Genomic DNA, 17,549 nt, shown 5'->3' on the forward strand with positions numbered 1-17,549 from the left:
CCCGGTTCCACCCGGTTCGCAGGTATTTTCGGCTGGTGCGCACGCGCCACGCGGTTCTGGAGATGATCACGGCGGCCCTGGCCACCCTGGTCGCCGGGCTGTCGTTGCTGCTGCCCAACGGCTTCCGTTGGACCTCGCAGACCTCGGTGCTGCAACTGGATATGCTCGCCGCCAGCCAGCCGCGGGCCATCGCCGTGGGCGCCATCGTGGCCCTGGTCGTGGCCGTCTTCGCCACCACCGTCAACCATGCGCTGGTCGCCTGGGGCACGGCGCTGTGCGGGGTGACGACCATGTTCCTGGCTCATCTGCTGGCCGAGAGCGGCGACCGGAGCATCGCGCCGGCCACGCTGAATTATCTGGAGGCGCTGGCGGGCGGAATTCTGCTGGGCGGAATCGCGGTCGCGGTGCTGCGCGGCTGGCTGCAGGTGTTCGGCTGGACCCTGGGCGCCCTCGCGGCAGTGGTCTTCGGCCAGCTCGGTTCGACCTCGAAGGGCACTGTGCGGGACGGAGTGATGAGCGCGCCGGGATGGTCGACGACAACGCTGCCGCCGCTGTGGTTGATCATGATCACACTCGTCCTCGTGATCGTCGGCATGGTCGTCAATCGCAACCAGGACACCGTGGAGCGCCGCTCGGTCGAATTACCGATGGCGCCGATCGTCGCGGGACTGGTTTTCGTGATCGTCGAGGTGTTCGGCGCGGAATGGCTTGCGCGCCACGCCGAGAGCACGGGACATATCGTCACCGCCGCGGTACTGACGGTGGCCGCGGCCGTGGTGGCGGCGGTTCTGCTGCCCCGGCGCGACGGTGTGCTGATCCTGCTGGCGGTCGCTCTGGCCGCGGTCGGCGGCGCGCTGATTCCGGCCCGCCTTCCGATATGGTCGGTCGCCCCCTTGGTGCTGCTGATCGCGCTGGGTTTGATCGCTGGTTTCCGGCGCCCGATGCCGATGCTCGCGGTCGTGGCGCTGGCCGCGATGGCGCTGTACTGCGTGTTGGTCACCGGACATCGGATCGGCGGTGGCGTGCAGGCCGCGGTGTTGAGCGGGCTGCTCGCGGTGCTGGCCGGCTACAGCTTCGGCAGTGCGGCACCACGCTACAACCCGACCCGCGTGCTGGGTGTGGCGATCGTGTTCGTGCCGTCGGTGATCACCGCGCTGCACGACCGTCTCGGCAGGCAGCAGTGTGTCTCGGATCTCGGCGGGTGGTACCTGTGTCCGACTCCGTCGATGGCCTCGCCCGCGCCGTTTTGGACCGCACTGGGCATCACCGCCGGCTGCGCGGCGGGCCTGCTCGCCCTGCGCTATTGGCGCAAGCCGACGACCACCGAATCGGTAGCCGATATATAGCCATTGCCTCTGGAAGGTCGCGCTCCGGACCGCGCCGGATCCGGCCGTGACCACAGAAGCCCGGATTCATCAGTAGGATCGGGACGCCACCACCCCGCCGCCGACCGACGGAGTGACGTTTGCTCGCCATCCTGCTAGCCCATGCTTGCGCCGCCCTGCTCGCACCGCTCGCTGTGCGCGTATGGGGAAGACGCGGTTTCTACCCGATCGCGCTGGCACCACTGGCCGGGCTCGTGTGGGTGCTCGCGAACTGGAACAGCGGCGCGGAGGTCCGGATCACCTGGGCGCCGGAGATCCACATGAATCTGGATCTGCGTCTGGACAGTCTCGCCTCCATCATGGCGGTGCTGGTCCTGGGCGTGGGTGCGCTGGTATTGGCCTATTGCGCCGAATATTTCGACGACGACGACCGAGCCCGCCTGGGTATCTTCGCCGGCTATCTGGTGGCCTTCGCCGGGGCCATGTTCGGGTTGGTCGTCAGCGACAACATGCTGGTGCTGTTCACCTTCTGGGAACTCACCACGGTGCTGTCGTTCCTGCTGGTGGGCCATCATGCCGAGCAGAGCACGGGCCGCCGTGCGGCCCTGCAGGCGCTGCTGGTCACGGCCGCGGGCGGGTTGGCGATGCTGGTCGGCCTGGTGCTGCTCGGACAGCGCTGCGGCAGCTACCTGCTCTCCGATGTGGTGGCCCGGGCCGACCCGCACGACTGGTCGACCAACGTCGCGGTGGTGCTGATTCTGATCGGCGCGTTGAGCAAATCGGCGATCGTGCCACTGCACTTCTGGCTGCCCGGTGCGATGATCGCACCCACCCCGGTGAGCGCCTATCTGCACGCCGCCGCGATGGTGAAGGCCGGTATCTACCTGGTGGCGCGACTCGCCCCGGGCCTGTCCGAGGCCCCGGTGTGGCATCCGATCGTGCTGACCCTGGGCATCCTGTCGATGCTGCTGGCCGGTCTGCGCTCGCTGCAGGTCTACGACCTGAAACTGGTGCTCGCCTTCGGCACCGTGAGCCAGCTCGGATTCCTGCTGGTGCTGGTCGGCACGGGAACACCGGAGGCGGCGCTGGCCGGTGCGGCGTTGCTGGTCGCGCACGCGCTGTTCAAGGGATGTCTGTTCATGGTGGTCGGCATCATCGATCACAGCGCCGGCACCCGCGATCTGCGCCGGCTCTCCGGCATCGGGCGGCGCGCCCCGGTCCTGTGCGCGGTCGCGGCGCTCGCCGCGCTGAGCATGGCCGCGATTCCGCCGCTGTTCGGTTTCGTCGCAAAGGAAAGCGCTTTCGCCGCCGAACTCGACGCGGGCAATCTGAGCCCATCGGTTCGGATCGCCGTCGTTATCGGCATCGTGCTCGGGTCGATGTTCACCGTCGGCTACAGCGCGCGCATGGTCTGGGGCGCGTTCGGTACGAAACGTGCCACCGCCGAGGATGTGCCCGAGCCGGAGCCGCCCTGGCATCGCCCGAGTGCGCTGTTCGTCGCGCCGCCGGCCGTGCTGGCCGTGGCCTCGCTGGCCGCCGGTCTCGCCTCGCCCTGGATGGACCGGCTGCTCTCGCCCTACGCCCGCACACTCGGGCCGCTGGAGTCGCATCTGGGGCTGTGGCACGGCTGGGGCACTCCGCTCACCCTCACCCTGATCGCCATCGCCTGTGGTCTGGTGCTGTTCGAGATCCGCGACCGGATCGGCGAATCGGTGAATCCGCGCCTCGGCAACGCCGACCGGGTCTACGACGCCGTACTGCGCGCGATGGATCAGCTGTCACTGCGGATGACCGGTGCCACCCAGCGTGGTTCGCTGCCGCTGAATCAGGGGCTGATCCTGACCACGGTCGTGGCGCTGCCGTTGGTGCTGTTGTTCATCGGCGCGCGTTCGCGCATCTCGGTGCGGGCGTGGGATTCCTCACTCCAGCTGGTGATCGCGTTGGTGATGGCCGCGATGGCCCTGGGCGCCACCGTCATGCGCAACCGGCTCGCCAGCGTACTGCTGGTCGGGGTCACCGGCTACGGCTGCGGTGTGATCTTCGCCCTGCACGGCGCGCCGGATCTCGCCCTCACCCAGTTCCTTGTCGAGACACTGACGTTGGTGATCTTCGTGCTGGTGCTGCGGAAGTTCTCCGCCGAGATCGAACCCAGCCGCACCGCCGCCCTGAAGGTACGCCGCGCCATCCTGTCCGCGGCGGTCGGAGCGGCGGTGGTGATCGTGGCGGCCTTCGCCACCGCGGCCCGCAGCACCGATCCGATCTGGCATCGAATCCCGCCCGCCGCATACAGTTTCGGCGGCGGCAAGAACGCGGTGAACGTTCTGCTCGTCGACATCCGGGCGTGGGACACCCTCGGCGAGATCTCGGTCCTGGTGGTCGCGGCCACCGGTGTCGCCTCGCTGATGTTCCGCAGCCGCCGGTTCGGCACCCTGCCGCGCGTCTCCGACGCCCCCGGCTACACCCCCGATCCGGACCGGGCCTACTGGTTGCGCGCCGGTCCGCTGGTCGCCCCGCGGGACCGGTCGATGGTGATGGCGATGACCACCCGGATGCTGTTCCCCACCATCATGGTGCTGTCGGTGTATTTCTTCTTCTCCGGACACAATGCGCCGGGCGGCGGCTTCGCGGGCGGTCTCACCGCCGGATTGGCCCTGGTCCTGCGCTATCTGGCCGGTGGTCGCTACGAACTGGCCGAGGCGCTGCCGGTCGACGCCGGACATGTGCTGGGCGCCGGGCTGGTGCTGTCGGCGGGCACCGCGACCGGATCGCTGTTGCTGGGCGCGCCACCTCTCTCCTCGGCCATCATCGAAGTCACCCTGCCGTTGCTCGGGCATGTCAAATTCGTCACCGCGATGCTGTTCGACCTGGGCGTGTACCTGATCGTGGTGGGTCTGGTACTGGACGTGCTGCGCAGTCTCGGCGCCCGCCTCGATATCGAATTCCTGGAGGGCACAACGTCTTCGACGAAGGGAAGGATGCGGTGAGCGCGAATATCACCATGCTGGCCCTGATCGGGATCATGGTCGCCTGCGGGGTGTATCTGGTGCTCGAACGCGCGGTGTCGAAGATGCTGCTGGGGTTGATCCTGTTCGGCAATGCGGTGAACCTGCTGATCCTCACCATGAGCGGTCCGGACGGACGGCCGCCGATACTCGGCGAGTCGGACCGGCGACATCACGATCCGGCCGATCCGCTCGCGCAGGCGATGATCCTTACCTCGATCGTCATCACGATGGGTTTGGCGGCATTCGTTCTCGCTCTGGCCTATCGGGCCTTCGCGCTGACCACCACGGAGCAGGTCGAGGACGACCCCGAGGACGTGAAGGTCGCCGCGCAGCGCGAGGGCGAGGATCCCGAACAATGAGCCTGTCCCCCGGTCTGCTACCCGCCCTCTGCCCGCTCCCGGTGCTGATTCCGTTGCTCACCGCGGCCTCGACCCTGATCATGGGTCGCAAAGCGCGTGTGCAGCAGGCGATTTCGATCGCGGCGCTGACCGTGGTGGTCGCGATCTCCGGGGTGCTGCTGTATCTGGCCGACCGCGACGGCATGGGGGCAGTGCAGGTCGGCCGCTGGGAGACGCCGATCGGCATCACGCTGGTGGTCGACCGGCTCTCGGCCGGCATGCTGCTGGTGTCGTCGATCGTGCTGCTCGCGGTGTTGATCTTCGCGGTCGGGCAGGGTATCAGCGACGGCACCGAACGCCAGCCCACCTCGATCTTCCAGCCGACGTATCTGATTCTGAGCGCGGGTGTTTCGCTCGCCTTCCTGGCCGGTGACCTGTTCAATCTGTTCGTCGGATTCGAGGTGCTGCTGGCCGCGTCGTTCGTCCTGCTCACGCTGGGCGCGAGCGCCGACCGGGTCCGGGCCGGGGTGTCGTATGTGATGGTGTCGATGGTGTCATCGCTGATCTTCCTCACCGGCATCGCACTGGCGTACGCGGCGACCGGCACCCTGAATCTGGCCGATATGTCGGTGCGGATGGGCACGGTGCCGCTGGGCGTGCGCAGTGCGATCTGCGCGGTGCTGCTGGTGGCTTTCGGCATCAAGGCCGCGGTGTTCCCGCTGTCGAACTGGCTGCCGGATTCGTATCCCACCGCGCCCGCACCCGTCACCGCGGTCTTCGCGGGTTTGCTGACGAAAGTCGGTGTGTACGCGATCATCCGGGTGCACGCCCTGCTGCTGCCGGCCGGCACCTTCGACAACGTGCTGCTGGTGTGCGGTCTGCTCACCATGGTGATCGGCATCCTCGGTGCGATCGCGCAGAGCGATATCAAACGTCTGCTGTCGTTCACCCTGGTCAGCCATATCGGCTATCTGATGTTCGGGGTCGGGCTGAATTCCGTCGGCGGCACCACCGGAACGGTTTTCTACGTGGCGCACCACATTCTGGTCCAGACCACGCTGTTCCTGGTGGTGGGGCTGATCGAGCGGCAGGCCGGATCGGCGTCGCTGAGCCGATTGGGCGGATTGCTGGCGGCGAGTCCGGCGCTGGCCCTGCTGTTCGGCATTCCGGCGCTCAATCTCGGTGGTATTCCGCCGTTTTCCGGATATATCGGCAAGGTGCGGCTGTTGCAGGCGGGCGCCGCCGACGGGAGCGTGCTGGCCTGGATGCTCATCGCCGGCGCGGTGACGACCAGCCTGCTCACGCTGTACGTCATGGCGCGGGTGTGGAGTAAGGCGTTCTGGCGCCCGCGCGTCCAGGCCCCGGAGGGTGAACTGGCCGATGCCGCCCCGTCTGCGCTGATCGACGAATCCACCGATGTGTTGTTCGACGACCGCGTCGACCCCGGCCGCATGCCCCGGCTGATGGTGGCTCCGACGGCGGCGTTGATCGTGGTCGCGCTCACGCTCACGGTATTCGCCGGGCCGATCCTGGGCATCTGCCAACGCGCGGCCGAAGATCTCAACGATCCGCACCGCTATCTGGACACCGTGCTCGGCCCGCCGGAGACGTGGCAGTCGGGAGGAAACCGATGACGCGGGAACGACTGGTTCGCATCGGCGTGCTGATCTGGCTGGCCGTCGTCTACACCGCGCTGTGGGGTAATGCCAGCGTCGCCAATCTGCTCGCCGGACTGGTGGTCGGCATCCTGATCATGGTGCTGCTGCCGCTGCCGCGAGTTCCGGTGAACGGCGGGTTGCGGGTGCTGCCGCTGCTCGAATTGGTCGTGCTCATCGCCTATTACGCGATCGAATCCAGTCTTCAGATCGCGTGGTTCGCGGTGCGGCCCGCCGGTGCGCCGGTCTCGGGAGTGCTGCGAGTGCGGCTCGCGATCGACTCGGATCTGGTGATGGTGCTGTGCGCCGATGTGCTCAATCTGATCCCCGGCACGATGGTGCTGGAACTGGATCGGGTGGCCGGGGCCGCGTGGGTGCACGTACTCGATGTCGGCAGCGACGACGCGGTCGAGAAGTTCTACTACATCACCCGCCGGTTGGAAGGCCTGCTGATCAGGTCCTTCGAAGGCAACAAACAGGAGGCGGCGTGAGCGACCATCGCGCAGCGGCTCGCGCTGCCGACCGGAGGCGGGGGTCCCGCGAATCACAGGAGGTAGGTTCATGACCTTTGTCGCGATCGTGGCGGGCATACTCCTGGCGACCGCCGCGGCTTTCACTTCCTTCCGGGTGCTGGCCGGTCCCGGCACCCTGGACCGAGTCGTCGGCATCGATTCGCTGGTCGGCATCGCCGCCGCGGGATTGGCGGTGTGGGCGGCCTACAGCGACGACACCACCGTGGTGCCGGGCATCGTCGCGCTGTCGCTGGTCGGCTTCCTGGGATCGGCCGCGGTCACGCGTTTCCGGGTGCGGGACGACAAATGAGCGGCATCTTCCATACCGCGCTGATCTGGTTGTCGTACGCGACCATCCTGCTCGGGGCGTTCCTCGCCGCCACGGCGGCGGTCGCGATCGTGCGCTTCCCCGACACCCTCTCGCGCATGCACGCCGCGACGAAACCTCAGGTCGTCGGCCTGGTTCTGATACTGATCGGTTCGGCGATCCAGCTGCGCGGCCATCCCAACGTCTGGATGTTGGTGCTCGTCGGCCTGTTCACGCTCGTCACCGCGCCGGCCATCGCCCATCTGGTCGGCCGGACGGCCTATCGGGAGCAGCGCCACCGCGACGGACTGCTGCTGATCAACGAGATGGGTGACGAGGACCTTCCCGACGACTGACCGAACCCGCTACACCGCGACCGGTTCGTGCACGTCCGCGGCTGTGCGCGCGAACCAGGTGCGATAGAACGCCGACACGAATCCGGCGAACAGACCGAGCGCGATGATCCCGGCGGGCAGCGGATAGTCGGCCATCCACACCGCCAGATAGCGATAGGCGAGCAGCAAGCCGGCCAGCAGCGTGAATCCGGCGGCGACCAGAAGTGCGCGCGCCCGGTCCCAGCCGCGCTCGGGGGCGCGCAACGCCGATTCGACGGTCAGCGCCAGCACCGCACCCGCCAGCAGGTCGGCGCCGTAGTGATAGCCGAAACCGAGGGTGGCCGACAGCGTCGAGAGCAACCAGAACGTCCCGGCCCAGCGCACCCAGCGCGGTGCCGGCGCACCGTCGTTGTCGCGGCGGGTGTGCAGGAAAACCGCGGTCGCCCAGGCGGTGTGCATCGAGGGCATGCAGTTGCGCGGCGTGTACCGGTCGAATGGCATGGGCTTCGGGTGATAGTCGATGGGTGGCACGTGGTGTGGCCAATAGTCGCCGACCTGCAGACCGTGCCCGTCCGGTCCATAGGCGAACATCGGCCCGACCACCGGGAAGATCAGGTAGATCACCGGGCCGACCAGGCCCAGCACCAGGAAGGTGCGTACCAGATAGTGCCGGGGCCACACCCCGGTGCGCACCACCTTGCGCAGCTGCCAGACCGCCACCACCATCGCGGCCACCGGCAATTCGATGTAGACCCAATGCAATACGCCGTAGACCACCGGTCCCAGGGCGTCGATCACCCGGCCCATCACCCATGCGGGCTCACCGAAGGCGTGATCGGCCAGCACCAGATAGCGGTCTCGGACCTGCGGGCCGGCCACCACCGTGAAATGCAGCCACACGTCACCGACCTTGGTGGCGATGATCAGCAGCGATCCCAGCGCCGCCGCGCGCAGGGCGTTGCGTTTGGCCGCACCCTCCCAGCCGAGCCAGGCGATCAGCACCACTGCGGTGAGGGCGATGACCGCACCGTTGCCGATCGTCAGCGCACCGCCGAGCAGCACCCGGATCGACGCACAGACGGCATCGACGATCACCGCCACGCCCACGGTGATGAACCGCCACCGCCACGACAACCCGACTAGCGCCAGTGCCAGCCCCGCCCACGGCACGGAGACCGATTTGGGTGTCCCGGCGAAATCCTCCCAGAGGCTGTGCAGCGGGCCTTCGAAGTTGTTGCGCACGGCCACTAACTGCAGCACGATCAGCAGCGCCGGCACCGCGGTGACCAGCACCCAGGCCGCGTGATGCGGCGACCGGTTCCGGAACCGGCCCCGGCGAGCGTCACCCAAGTCGGAACGCGGATCATCGAGCAGCACCCGATCATCGTAAACAGGCGATGAACGCCGCCCCTCGCACAGCGGAAACGTCGGCGACGGATGTGATCTGCGCCATTGTCGCGGCGGCCCCCGCGAGAACCTTTCCGTAAGCGATTACCAGGGTCGCGCTGCCAGAGTTCGAGCCATGTTCACTTGGTATGTCGCACTGCTCGCGATCAGCGGGATCGTCATGATCGCCATGGCGTCGGTGAAGCAGGGGCAGAGCAGCGCGTCACGATCGTTCAACGGCATCTTCGGCGGCATCTTCCTCGGCTACGCCTTCTACCTCGCCTTTCTCTTCGACGGCGGCTCGTACCTGATCTTCTTTCACGCGTTCATCGTTCCGGTGACGATGGTGGTGAACTTCTTCCGTCACCGCACGCCCCGCCCGAGGCTCACCGACACGCAGAAGGCCTGGCGCGAATTCCACCGCTGACCGAAAGTCGTTGCCGTGGTGCCGAACCGGTGAGATACGTCGCATGCCGGGCAGGCGCGAGACGCACGCGGGTCCTCGGGCCAGACCGCACGCATGGGTGAATACATCGACGCGGGCGGGTTGCGGACCTACTACGAGGTGCACGGCGACGGTGAGCCGGTGGTGTTGTTACACGGTGGGCTCGAGACGGCCGAATCGTGGGGACAGCAGGTGGGCGAGCTGGCTCGACACTATCGGGTATGTCCCGGAGCGGCGCGGACACGGCCGGACCGCCGATGTGCCCGGCCCGAACACCTATGCGGCGATGGCCGAGGATACGGAAGCGTGGCTGGACGCCATGGCGCTGCGCGGTGCTCATCTGATCGGGTGGAGCGACGGGGCGCGGTGGCGGCGCTGATTGCCATCGAGCGGCCGAGCTGGTCGCACCGACACTTTTCATGCAGGGTGACGGCGATTGGGTGCGAATAATCGCTCTTCCACCCGAAACGTGCTGTTCGGGAACAGGTTCGAGGCCACGGGCAGTCGGCGCCGCGCGGATGCCAGGTCGGGAGCGAACGAGTTCAGGCCCATCCCTGTGTATTTCCAGACCAGCTTGCGGTAGCGCGCCGATGCGGTGTCGGTCACCGCGGCCGTTCGGCGATCGGCGGCAGCAAGTCCGGCCGCGGCGCCGCGTCGCCGACTCAGCTCTTCAATTCCTCGACCAGCGCGTCCACCACCGCGACCAGATCGCCCTGCGCGGCCGCCGCCACTCGCCGCTGCCGTTGATACGACGCCCCGCGTTCCACGATATCGGGCACCCGCGCGAGTTCGTTCTCACACTGCAGCAGTTTCGCGGTGGGCTGCAATCGATCCAGCAGATCCATCAGATCGTCGGTGACCAGCCGCTCGTTGCTGTCGGAGTCGGTGATGATGATCGCGTCCAGGCCGTAACGCGCTGCGCGCCACTTGTTTTCCTGCACATGCCAGGGCGGCAGGGTGGGCATGGCCTCCCCCGCCTCCACCCTGCGATCCAGATCCACGATCAGGCAGTGGATCAGTGCGACGAGTGCGGAAAGCTCGAAGCGACTGGGGATTCCATCGCAGACGCGGACCTCGATGGTCCCCCATTTCGGCGCGGGGCGGATATCCCAGTGCATCCCGCCGAGTTGTTCGAACACACCGGTTTTCATCTGATCGTGCACGAAAGACTCGAACTGCGACCAGTTCTCGAACTGGAACGGCAATCCGGCGGTCGGCAGCTGCTGGAACATCAGCGCGCGATTGCTCGCGTACCCGGTATCGATGCCGGCCCACATCGGTGAGGACGCCGACAGCGCCAGCAGATGCGGATACGAGAGCAGCAGCGTGTTGAGAATCGGAAAGACCTTCTCCGAGTGCGAGACTCCCACGTGCACGTGCACGCCCCAGATCAGCATCTGGCGCCCCCACCACTGGGTGCGGCTGATCAGCTCGTCGTAATGCTCGGAGCGGGTCAGCTGTTGGGTCGACCACTGGGCGAACGGATGGGTGCCCGCGCAGAACAGGTCCACACCGACTCGGTCGGCGGCCGCGCGCACGGTGTCCATCGTGGCGTGCATCTCGTCGACCACCTCGCCGACGGTGTCGTGGACGCCGCTGACGAGTTCGACCGTATTCTTCAGCAGCTCCTTGGTGACGTGCGGCGGGCCGTTGGGCGCCCGCAGATCACCGACCTGATCGAAGACCGCGGCGGCCGTATTGGAGAGATTGCGCGTCTGCTTGTCGACGAGCGCGATCTCCCATTCGACGCCCAGCGTCGGGCGGGGCGAGCCGTTCCAGGGAACCGCTCGAGAGCCAGCCCCACCCATGACGGATCCGCTCTTACCCGATGACGCCGCAGGCGACCCGGCCGCCCGCGTCGCCGGTTGCCAGAGTCTCGGCATCGGGCCCGGGCGCGCCACCGTTGGCCTGCTGGTAGCGGTTCGGGATGTTGCCGAAGTTGTCGGCGCCGGCGTGGATCATCAGCGCCTTGCCCTTGATCTGATCCAGCGTCACGGAGTCGGTGGTGGTCACCAGCTTCGCGGTGCCGTCCTTGCCGACCTCGAGCGAGGTCAGATCGCCGCTGGACGGATGGGCGTTCGGTTCGCCCACCTGAAGATGGCCACCGGCGGACAGGAAGTTGCCCGGCGCGCCGCCGGACGGGGCGGTGGAGTTCGGCTCGCACTTGCCGTTCTGGTGGATGTGCAGGCCGTGGAAGCCCGGCTGCAGGCCGTGCGCGTCGACGGTGATCTGCAGCTTGTCGCCCGACTTGGCGATGGTGGCGGTGCCGACCTGGGCGCCGGAGGGGTCCTTCAACTGCACCGAGACCGAATCGCCGGCGGGCGGGTTCTGCTCGGCGCTGGTGCCGGAGTTCTCCGCGGGACCGGCGCTACCGGTCCATACCGGCGGGGTGGTCCCCTTGACGTCGCTCGACTCCTGGCTGTTGCTGCATGCGACCAGGCCGAAAGCCGCGATCGCCAGCATCGGGGTCACAGTCCGCCAGGACGGGCGACGGGTTGCGGAGGGGGCCATCGGAGAACTCCTTTACGAGTACCGAGTTTACGAGTAGTGCTGGTTGAACAGATTCCTTACCGAACAAGATGATGCCAGAGCCGTTGTGCACCGCACTGGTGGGGCTCGGTTGGGTTCTAGTTACCGGTGACGATGACGATGATGCCCGGCGGCGAGTCCGCGATTCCGGCGAAACGCGGTTCGGCCGACACTCCCAATTCATTCGCGATCGCCTGAGCGGTCTCCCGTTCGTGCGGGGAATTTCCGTAGTAGACAGTTGTTTTCGCGATCACACCGCCGGGGTAGTTGCCGGTCTCGGTGACGTCGAAGCCCGCCGCGGTGAGCTGGCTCCCGGTGCGGGAGGCCAGGCCGGCGACGGTGCTGTTGTTCAGCACCCGGACCGGCACGGTCTTGTCCACGCCGACCGTCGTGCTGGTCGGCGCCGCGGTGGTCGTGGTGAGCGTGGTCGTCGGCGCCGCGGTGGTCGTGACCGTCGTCGTCGTGGCGGCGGCGCGGGTGGTGGCGACCGGGGCGACCGTCGTTTCGGTGTCCGGCGAGGTCTCCGCGGCAGCGGAATCGGAATTCGAGTTCGACAGCGCCATCGCGCCGAGGCCCGCGAAGACGATGGCCAGCGCGATCAGCACCATCGCGAGTGCTCGCAGCGGCGGTCCACCGGAGGGCGGATTCGGGTTGCTCACGGTGTCGACCCTAGTCGCAGGGATGAGCGGGCGCGTGCATCGGACATCCGCCGGTCAGACCTGGAAGCCCAGCCGCCGCGCCGCCCGCGATTTCTGCCGGCTGGCCCGCAACCGGCGCAGCCGTTTCACCAGCATCGGATCGGCGGCCAGCGCCTCGGGCTTGTCGACGACGGCGTTGAGAACCTGGTAGTAGCGGGTGGCGGACATGGCGAACAGCTCCCGGATGGCTTCTTCCTTGGCGCCGGCGTACTTCCACCACTTGCGCTCGAAATCGAGAATGTCGAGTTCGCGGCGGGTGAGACCGTCGACCGCGACCCCCTCGGGGGCGCCGTCGACCACCGCGCCGGAGGCGCCTTCGACCACCGCGCCGGAGGCGCCTTCGACCACTGCCACGATCTCTTCGCTCGCGGAGCTGTCCTCGCTTGCGGATAAATTCCGGGCCGCTGCGCTGTCCATATCGCTCCCTCGCCGAATCAACAACGGACGACAGTCGTCGTCATTCAACCACGCGGCACACCCGTTCACCGAGGCGTCGTACGGCGTGTCGGGCCGTACACGCGGCGCCGCGTAAAGTGTGCCACCATGGCGATTCTCCCGATCCGCATCGTCGGCGATCCGGTGCTGCACAACCCGACCCGGCAGGTATCGCAATCGCCGGACGAGCTCGCCGGCCTGATCGCGGACATGTACGAAACCCTCGACGCCGCCAACGGAGTCGGGCTGGCCGCCAATCAGGTCGGTGAATCGCTGCGGCTGTTCGTCTACGACTGCCCCGACGTGCAGCCCGACGGCTCGGTGCGACGGCGGCGCGGCGCGGTGATCAACCCGGTGCTGGAAACCTCCGAGATCCCCGAAACCATGCCCGATCCCGACGACGACGAGGAGGGCTGCCTCTCCGTTCCGGGTGAGCAGTTCCCCACCGGCCGCGCGGACTGGGCGCGGGTCACCGGCACCGACGAACACGGCGAGCCGGTCACCATCGAGGGCAAGGGGTTCTTCGCCCGCATGCTGCAGCATGAGGTCGGCCACCTCGACGGTTTCCTCTACGTGGATGTGCTGATCGGCCGCAACGCCCGCGCCGCGAAGAAGGCGATCAAGCGCAACGGCTGGGGCACACCGGGTCTGAGCTGGGTGCCGGGCGAGGTGCCGGATCCGTTCGGGCATGACGACTGACCGTCCCGATATCCCGCTCGGGCGCCGCGTGGTGGTGCGCTACCGCCTGCCCGAGGGTTATCCGCAGCAGTTCACGGATGTGATCGGTGAGCTCGTCTCGCCGGATCCGATGCAGGTCCGCACCGCCGACGGCACCACCGTGACCATCGCCCCCGATCGGGTGGTGGCGATGAAAGCACTGGGGCCACGCCCGATCCGGATCGGTGAGATCCGCGCGCTGGAAGCGGCCGCGATCGACGGCTGGCCCGGGCTCGAGCGGGCCTGGTTCGACGGCTGGCTGTGCAGTGCCGGCAACGGGTACACCCATCGCGCGAATTCCGCTGTGCCACTGGGCGAATCGGGCCGCACCGCCGCCCTCGACATGCGCACGCTGCGCCGCATCGGCGAGTGGTATACCGAACACGGCCTGCCGCTGCGGCTTCGGCTTCCCGACCGCCTGGCGCCGGTGCCGCCGGGTTGGCGCACCTGGGGCGAGACGAGGGTGCTCGGCATCGATATCACCACTTTCGTACTACCGCAGGGCCCGTCGATGGTCCGCATCGACGAGCGTCCGCACCCGGCGTGGCTGGAACTGCACCGGCATCGTGGAGAGGACACCGTCGACGTGGCCGCGCCGCTGCCGGACACCGACGTGCTCACCGCGGTCCGCGACGGTGAACTCGGTTTCGCCGCACTCGGCCTGCCGACCCCGCTGGCGATCGGCCGCGGCGCCCGCACCACCGCCCCCGACGGCCGACACTGGATCGGCCTGAGCTGTCTCGCGGTCGCCGCACCCCACCGCCGCCACGGCCTGGGCACCCTCGTGTGCGCCGAGCTGATCAACTGGGGCTACAAACGCGGCGCCACTCACGCCTACGTCCAGGTGGAGGCGAACAACGACGCCGCCCTCGCGATGTACCGGGAGATGGGCTTCGTCGACCACCACACCTACCGCTACGCCGCTCCGGACCCCGACGCGGGCCGCCACCGCCGCGAGTGAACCGGCCCGGACATCCAGTTCCACGCGAATAATCCCGAGCGCCAAGGCTACTTCTCGAGCTGACCAAGCAACCGATTGGCCTGCCGCAGAGGCCTTTCCGCGCTTCGGGACATGCGGTAGAAACGGAGAATGAGCAAAGCCCGGGGGACAAACCGAGGACGCAACGCGCACAGCGGTCATTCTCGCTCAGCTGATACAGGCAGAGTGGTCTCGCGAGCGTATCCAGGATGAGTACACGATCAACCAGGGCCGCATCATCGCATCCGCCCGCAGGCACCGACGGGCCGATCCGTTGCGCGCCGACTATGTACTCGAATACGAAGACGATTTTCCGATCGCCGTCGTCGAAGCGAAGCGAACCAGCGAGAACGAGCAGACTGGGATCGAGCAAGCTCGGCGCTATGCCGTCCTGCTGGATGTGCCTGTCGCGTACGCCACCAATGGCAAGGTGATCTACGAGATCGTCGTAGGCGGCGCGATACAGACGCGGATCGGATTCCCGACTCCAGAAGGACTGTGGGAGCGGTTCTATGGTCAAGATCCGGCGACGTCGAAACTCGAGCGCGCGATGCTGCTCGCTCCCTTCGATCAAACCTAACCGGCTATGTTCCCGAACCGGGCACCCTGGATATCGACGGTGAGCGGGTGCCGCCAGGCCTCTACACTCCCCAGCAATACGAACGAGTGCTCGCGATCCTGGACCGAACCGAGGTTGCCGCTCGCTATCTCACCAACTATCTGCACAAAACCGGCCTGATGCGTAAGACCAGCGTCTTCTGCGAGAACAACGACCACGCCGGCCGTATGCGCAATGAGCTCAACAACGCGAATCTCGATCTGACAAGGAGTTCCATCATCTGTTTCCCAAGGCGTTCCTCGGTCGGATCGGGGTGCCGTCACGTCGAGCCAACGTATGCGCGAACCTGATCATGCTGACGTCGGTGACCAAGCCGAAGGACGGGTACTTCGCACCTGCCTTCGGCGACGTGGTGCACCAGATTTCGAACGCCGATGGCGATCACGGGCTGGTAGAACGCTTCCTGAACTACGTCTGCCGCGTCACCACGGACAGCAGGCGGCGGGAATGACATGCGGTACTGGATCGCCGAAGCTCGTCAGCTGGCAAAAGGTTTCATCATCGAGGCCGTAACCGATATTCCAACGGCTCTCCGGATCGTCGCCAGGCTTCCAATACAGCGCACCACGTATGCTTGCGATCCGCTGTTGCCCGTCGAGCACATAGTTCAACGGATATCCATGTTGCGCGGCAACTACTTCGAGGTCGGCGACTGTCCGTTCACTCGCGAACTGCCGGTCGGGGATCTGCCATTGCAACACGCTGCCGATCGGGTAGTTGGATGCCACCGAGTCGAGCAAGTCCAGCGTCTTCTGCGGGGACCAAACGAATTCGCGTTGGAACTTCGGCAGCACTATGGCACCGTCCAACACCTGCTCAGCCACCTTGACCAGACGTGGTACTCGTGGTTCGGGATCGTGCGAAGCGGTTCTACGCCTTACCAATTCAGTGACCTGCCCTTGCGGTGATGCGGACATGGTAGAGGCGAGCACCGACATCCGCGCTGACCGAGCACACCGCTGAGGAGCGGTGGCTGAGGGATGCCGACCTTCCGGTCAGCACGGTCGCGCGAGCGAGACCGACCAGCCGCAAGTTTGGTTGTGGCCGCCACTGCTATGATTCTCCGAAAGTGGGCGCCGAGTCTGGCCCAGGGGGAGTTTATGAAGATCACACCGGAATCGTTGCGCGAAGCTGCGATTGGTCTGGGCAGGTTGGGTGAGGCGGTGAAGGATGCGCAGGTTTTTCCGCTCCTCAATGCCGGTCGCGGTATCGATTCGCTGAAGGGGTCACCGATTGCCGCGGCGTTGTCCGGTGCGGATGCAGCCAGCTCGCAAGCCAAGCGGACTCTGGCATCGCGGTACGCGGGGCTGGCGGAGTTGCTCTATTCCACCGCCGCCACATTTCAAAGGGCAGGACGAGGAACTGGCGAAGCAGCTGAAGGACTTCGGCGACCTCAACACAACGGGCAACTGAGATGCCGAGGCCGACGAAGACGCAGGTACTGACCTGGGAACAGGGAATGTTGGCGGTCGTCGCCGAAGACGCGGCAAAGCTCCGCGACGCGATCGATACACAGGCCGACACGATGAATCGAACCATCCATGGGCTGGAGTGGTCCGGTGCGGCCTTTCAGGCTGCAGGAGACCGGGCGGATCGCGAGAAGACCCAGCAACGCGCGGTGGCGACCGCGTACGACGATTTGTCGACCGCGTTGCACGGCGCGGAGAACGAGGCCGGATGGCTGATTGTCGAGATCAAGCGGACCGTGCACAACCTGCCCGCCGATTGGTCGGTCGCCGATGACTTCAATATCACCTACCACAAGGACGCCGACAAGAACGCGGTGGACAGCACCTACGCCACCCTGACCAGCCTCGCCGACCAACTGGGCCAGGCCATGGACAAATGGGCGCCGAAAATTGCGGAGGCGGTCAACGCCATCTCTGCGACGGCACCGGTTTCTGCCGAGAAATGCGTCGCCAACCCTGCCGATCAGTTCACTGCACAGCAGGCCCAAGAGGATATCAAGGCAGTACGCAACGGAACCGCCGATGCGTCAACGTTGGCGCGCCTGAAATCGGCAACCGACTTGGACGCGGAGCAGAAGGACGCCCTGGCCAATGGTCGCAATGCCAACCTGCCGCAGTTCGAATATCTACAGGGCATGTCCCAGGCGATGAACGGCATGAGCGCTGAGCCTCGATCCACCGACAGGGTCTGTGGGTTTGTCTGCGCGCCTGCGGCGTGCAGACAACCGTTCCCGGGCGTGGGGTAGCCGCTGGTCTGCCCAGCTTTTCCACTGTTGTTCCTGGTCGTAGGGGTGG

21 protein-coding genes are annotated in these 17,549 nt (G+C 66.7%); 14 read left to right on the forward strand and 7 right to left on the reverse strand.

All coding sequences use genetic code 11. The features are described from left to right. Positions 1-35 precede the first annotated feature (35 nt). The 7 genes from C5E41_RS30990 (at position 36) to mnhG (ending at position 7,498) form a co-directional block, all read left to right on the forward strand. Positions 36-1,346, forward strand: a complete 1,311-nt coding sequence (locus tag C5E41_RS30990) for a hypothetical protein (protein ID WP_104379246.1) — start codon at positions 36-38, stop codon at positions 1,344-1,346. A 119-nt stretch (positions 1,347-1,465) separates the two neighbouring features. Continuing rightward, positions 1,466-4,309, forward strand: coding sequence for a Na+/H+ antiporter subunit A (locus tag C5E41_RS30995; protein ID WP_104379247.1), 2,844 nt, complete (start codon positions 1,466-1,468; stop codon positions 4,307-4,309). Then, positions 4,306-4,689 (forward strand): Na(+)/H(+) antiporter subunit C, encoded by a 384-nt coding sequence (locus C5E41_RS31000; RefSeq protein ID WP_063015225.1) that lies wholly within the window; start codon positions 4,306-4,308, stop codon positions 4,687-4,689. Before C5E41_RS30995 ends, C5E41_RS31000 begins: the two co-directional genes overlap by 4 nt. Continuing rightward, positions 4,686-6,302 (forward strand): Na+/H+ antiporter subunit D, encoded by a 1,617-nt coding sequence (locus C5E41_RS31005; RefSeq protein WP_104379248.1) that lies wholly within the window; start codon positions 4,686-4,688, stop codon positions 6,300-6,302. The genes C5E41_RS31000 and C5E41_RS31005 overlap by 4 nt, the downstream gene beginning before the upstream one ends. Beyond that, the gene (locus C5E41_RS31010) at positions 6,299-6,814 is read left to right on the forward strand and encodes a Na+/H+ antiporter subunit E (RefSeq protein ID WP_104379249.1); all 516 of its coding nucleotides are present in this window, start codon (positions 6,299-6,301) and stop codon (positions 6,812-6,814) included. Before C5E41_RS31005 ends, C5E41_RS31010 begins: the two co-directional genes overlap by 4 nt. 70 nt (positions 6,815-6,884) lie before the next feature. After that, the gene (locus tag C5E41_RS31015; RefSeq protein ID WP_063015226.1) at positions 6,885-7,145 is read left to right on the forward strand and encodes a monovalent cation/H+ antiporter complex subunit F; all 261 of its coding nucleotides are present in this window, start codon (positions 6,885-6,887) and stop codon (positions 7,143-7,145) included. Next, positions 7,142-7,498: a monovalent cation/H(+) antiporter subunit G gene (gene mnhG / locus C5E41_RS31020; RefSeq protein WP_030516579.1), complete on the forward strand. Its 357-nt coding sequence runs from the start codon at positions 7,142-7,144 to the stop codon at positions 7,496-7,498. The genes C5E41_RS31015 and mnhG overlap by 4 nt, the downstream gene beginning before the upstream one ends. Before the next feature lie 9 nt (positions 7,499-7,507). Here the strand turns inward: mnhG and C5E41_RS31025 are convergent, their stop codons facing one another. After that, positions 7,508-8,854: a phosphatase PAP2 family protein gene (locus C5E41_RS31025; protein WP_104379250.1), complete on the reverse strand. Its 1,347-nt coding sequence runs from the start codon at positions 8,852-8,854 to the stop codon at positions 7,508-7,510. Between the two features lie 145 nt (positions 8,855-8,999). On the opposite strand from C5E41_RS31025, the gene C5E41_RS31030 reads away from it, so the two are divergent. After that, positions 9,000-9,290 carry a hypothetical protein gene (locus C5E41_RS31030; RefSeq protein WP_104379251.1) on the forward strand — a complete coding sequence of 97 codons (291 nt, stop codon included), beginning with the start codon at positions 9,000-9,002 and terminating at the stop codon, positions 9,288-9,290. 435 nt (positions 9,291-9,725) lie between these two features. Here the strand turns inward: C5E41_RS31030 and C5E41_RS31035 are convergent, their stop codons facing one another. From C5E41_RS31035 to C5E41_RS31055, 5 genes are all read right to left on the reverse strand, one after another. Next, positions 9,726-9,914, reverse strand: coding sequence for a hypothetical protein (locus C5E41_RS31035; protein WP_104379252.1), 189 nt, complete (start codon positions 9,912-9,914; stop codon positions 9,726-9,728). Positions 9,915-9,970: 56 nt separating this feature from the next. Then, positions 9,971-11,116 carry a glutamate--cysteine ligase gene (locus C5E41_RS31040; protein WP_104379253.1) on the reverse strand — a complete coding sequence of 382 codons (1,146 nt, stop codon included), beginning with the start codon at positions 11,114-11,116 and terminating at the stop codon, positions 9,971-9,973. A 13-nt stretch (positions 11,117-11,129) separates the two neighbouring features. Continuing rightward, positions 11,130-11,819 carry a superoxide dismutase[Cu-Zn] gene (sodC, locus tag C5E41_RS31045; RefSeq protein WP_104379254.1) on the reverse strand — a complete coding sequence of 230 codons (690 nt, stop codon included), beginning with the start codon at positions 11,817-11,819 and terminating at the stop codon, positions 11,130-11,132. 116 nt (positions 11,820-11,935) lie between these two features. Beyond that, on the reverse strand, positions 11,936-12,496 hold the full coding sequence (locus tag C5E41_RS31050; protein ID WP_104379255.1) for a LytR C-terminal domain-containing protein: 561 nt from the start codon (positions 12,494-12,496) through the stop codon (positions 11,936-11,938). Between the two features lie 54 nt (positions 12,497-12,550). Then, on the reverse strand, positions 12,551-12,952 hold the full coding sequence (locus C5E41_RS31055; RefSeq protein WP_104379256.1) for a DUF3263 domain-containing protein: 402 nt from the start codon (positions 12,950-12,952) through the stop codon (positions 12,551-12,553). A 126-nt stretch (positions 12,953-13,078) separates the two neighbouring features. Here C5E41_RS31055 and C5E41_RS31060 point away from each other — a divergent pair, with 126 nt between their 5' ends. The 5 genes from C5E41_RS31060 to C5E41_RS34265 all read left to right on the forward strand — a co-directional run bounded on the left by C5E41_RS31060 (position 13,079) and on the right by C5E41_RS34265 (position 15,736). Further along, positions 13,079-13,669, forward strand: a complete 591-nt coding sequence (locus tag C5E41_RS31060) for a peptide deformylase (RefSeq protein WP_104379257.1) — start codon at positions 13,079-13,081, stop codon at positions 13,667-13,669. Beyond that, positions 13,659-14,648: an N-acetylglutamate synthase, CG3035 family gene (locus C5E41_RS31065; protein WP_104379258.1), complete on the forward strand. Its 990-nt coding sequence runs from the start codon at positions 13,659-13,661 to the stop codon at positions 14,646-14,648. Before C5E41_RS31060 ends, C5E41_RS31065 begins: the two co-directional genes overlap by 11 nt. Positions 14,649-14,940: 292 nt before the next feature. Beyond that, positions 14,941-15,246, forward strand: coding sequence for a hypothetical protein (locus C5E41_RS31070; protein WP_368854194.1), 306 nt, complete (start codon positions 14,941-14,943; stop codon positions 15,244-15,246). Between the two features lie 47 nt (positions 15,247-15,293). Further along, entirely contained in the window at positions 15,294-15,575 is a 282-nt protein-coding gene (locus C5E41_RS31075) for a hypothetical protein (RefSeq protein WP_104380720.1), read from the forward strand. Positions 15,576-15,589: 14 nt separating this feature from the next. Next, positions 15,590-15,736: a hypothetical protein gene (locus C5E41_RS34265; RefSeq protein ID WP_181063507.1), complete on the forward strand. Its 147-nt coding sequence runs from the start codon at positions 15,590-15,592 to the stop codon at positions 15,734-15,736. Here the strand turns inward: C5E41_RS34265 and C5E41_RS31080 are convergent. Beyond that, complete coding sequence (locus C5E41_RS31080) at positions 15,708-16,097, reverse strand: GmrSD restriction endonuclease domain-containing protein (protein WP_219823294.1); 390 nt, start codon at positions 16,095-16,097, stop codon at positions 15,708-15,710. The genes C5E41_RS34265 and C5E41_RS31080 overlap by 29 nt on opposite strands. Before the next feature lie 647 nt (positions 16,098-16,744). On the opposite strand from C5E41_RS31080, the gene C5E41_RS31085 reads away from it, so the two are divergent. After that, positions 16,745-17,500 carry a TPR repeat region-containing protein gene (locus C5E41_RS31085; RefSeq protein ID WP_146097750.1) on the forward strand — a complete coding sequence of 252 codons (756 nt, stop codon included), beginning with the start codon at positions 16,745-16,747 and terminating at the stop codon, positions 17,498-17,500. Positions 17,501-17,549 lie beyond the last annotated feature (49 nt).

Origin of the sequence: Nocardia nova (genome assembly GCF_002933465.1) — a bacterium.
Lineage (GTDB): Bacteria > Actinomycetota > Actinomycetes > Mycobacteriales > Mycobacteriaceae > Nocardia > Nocardia nova_B.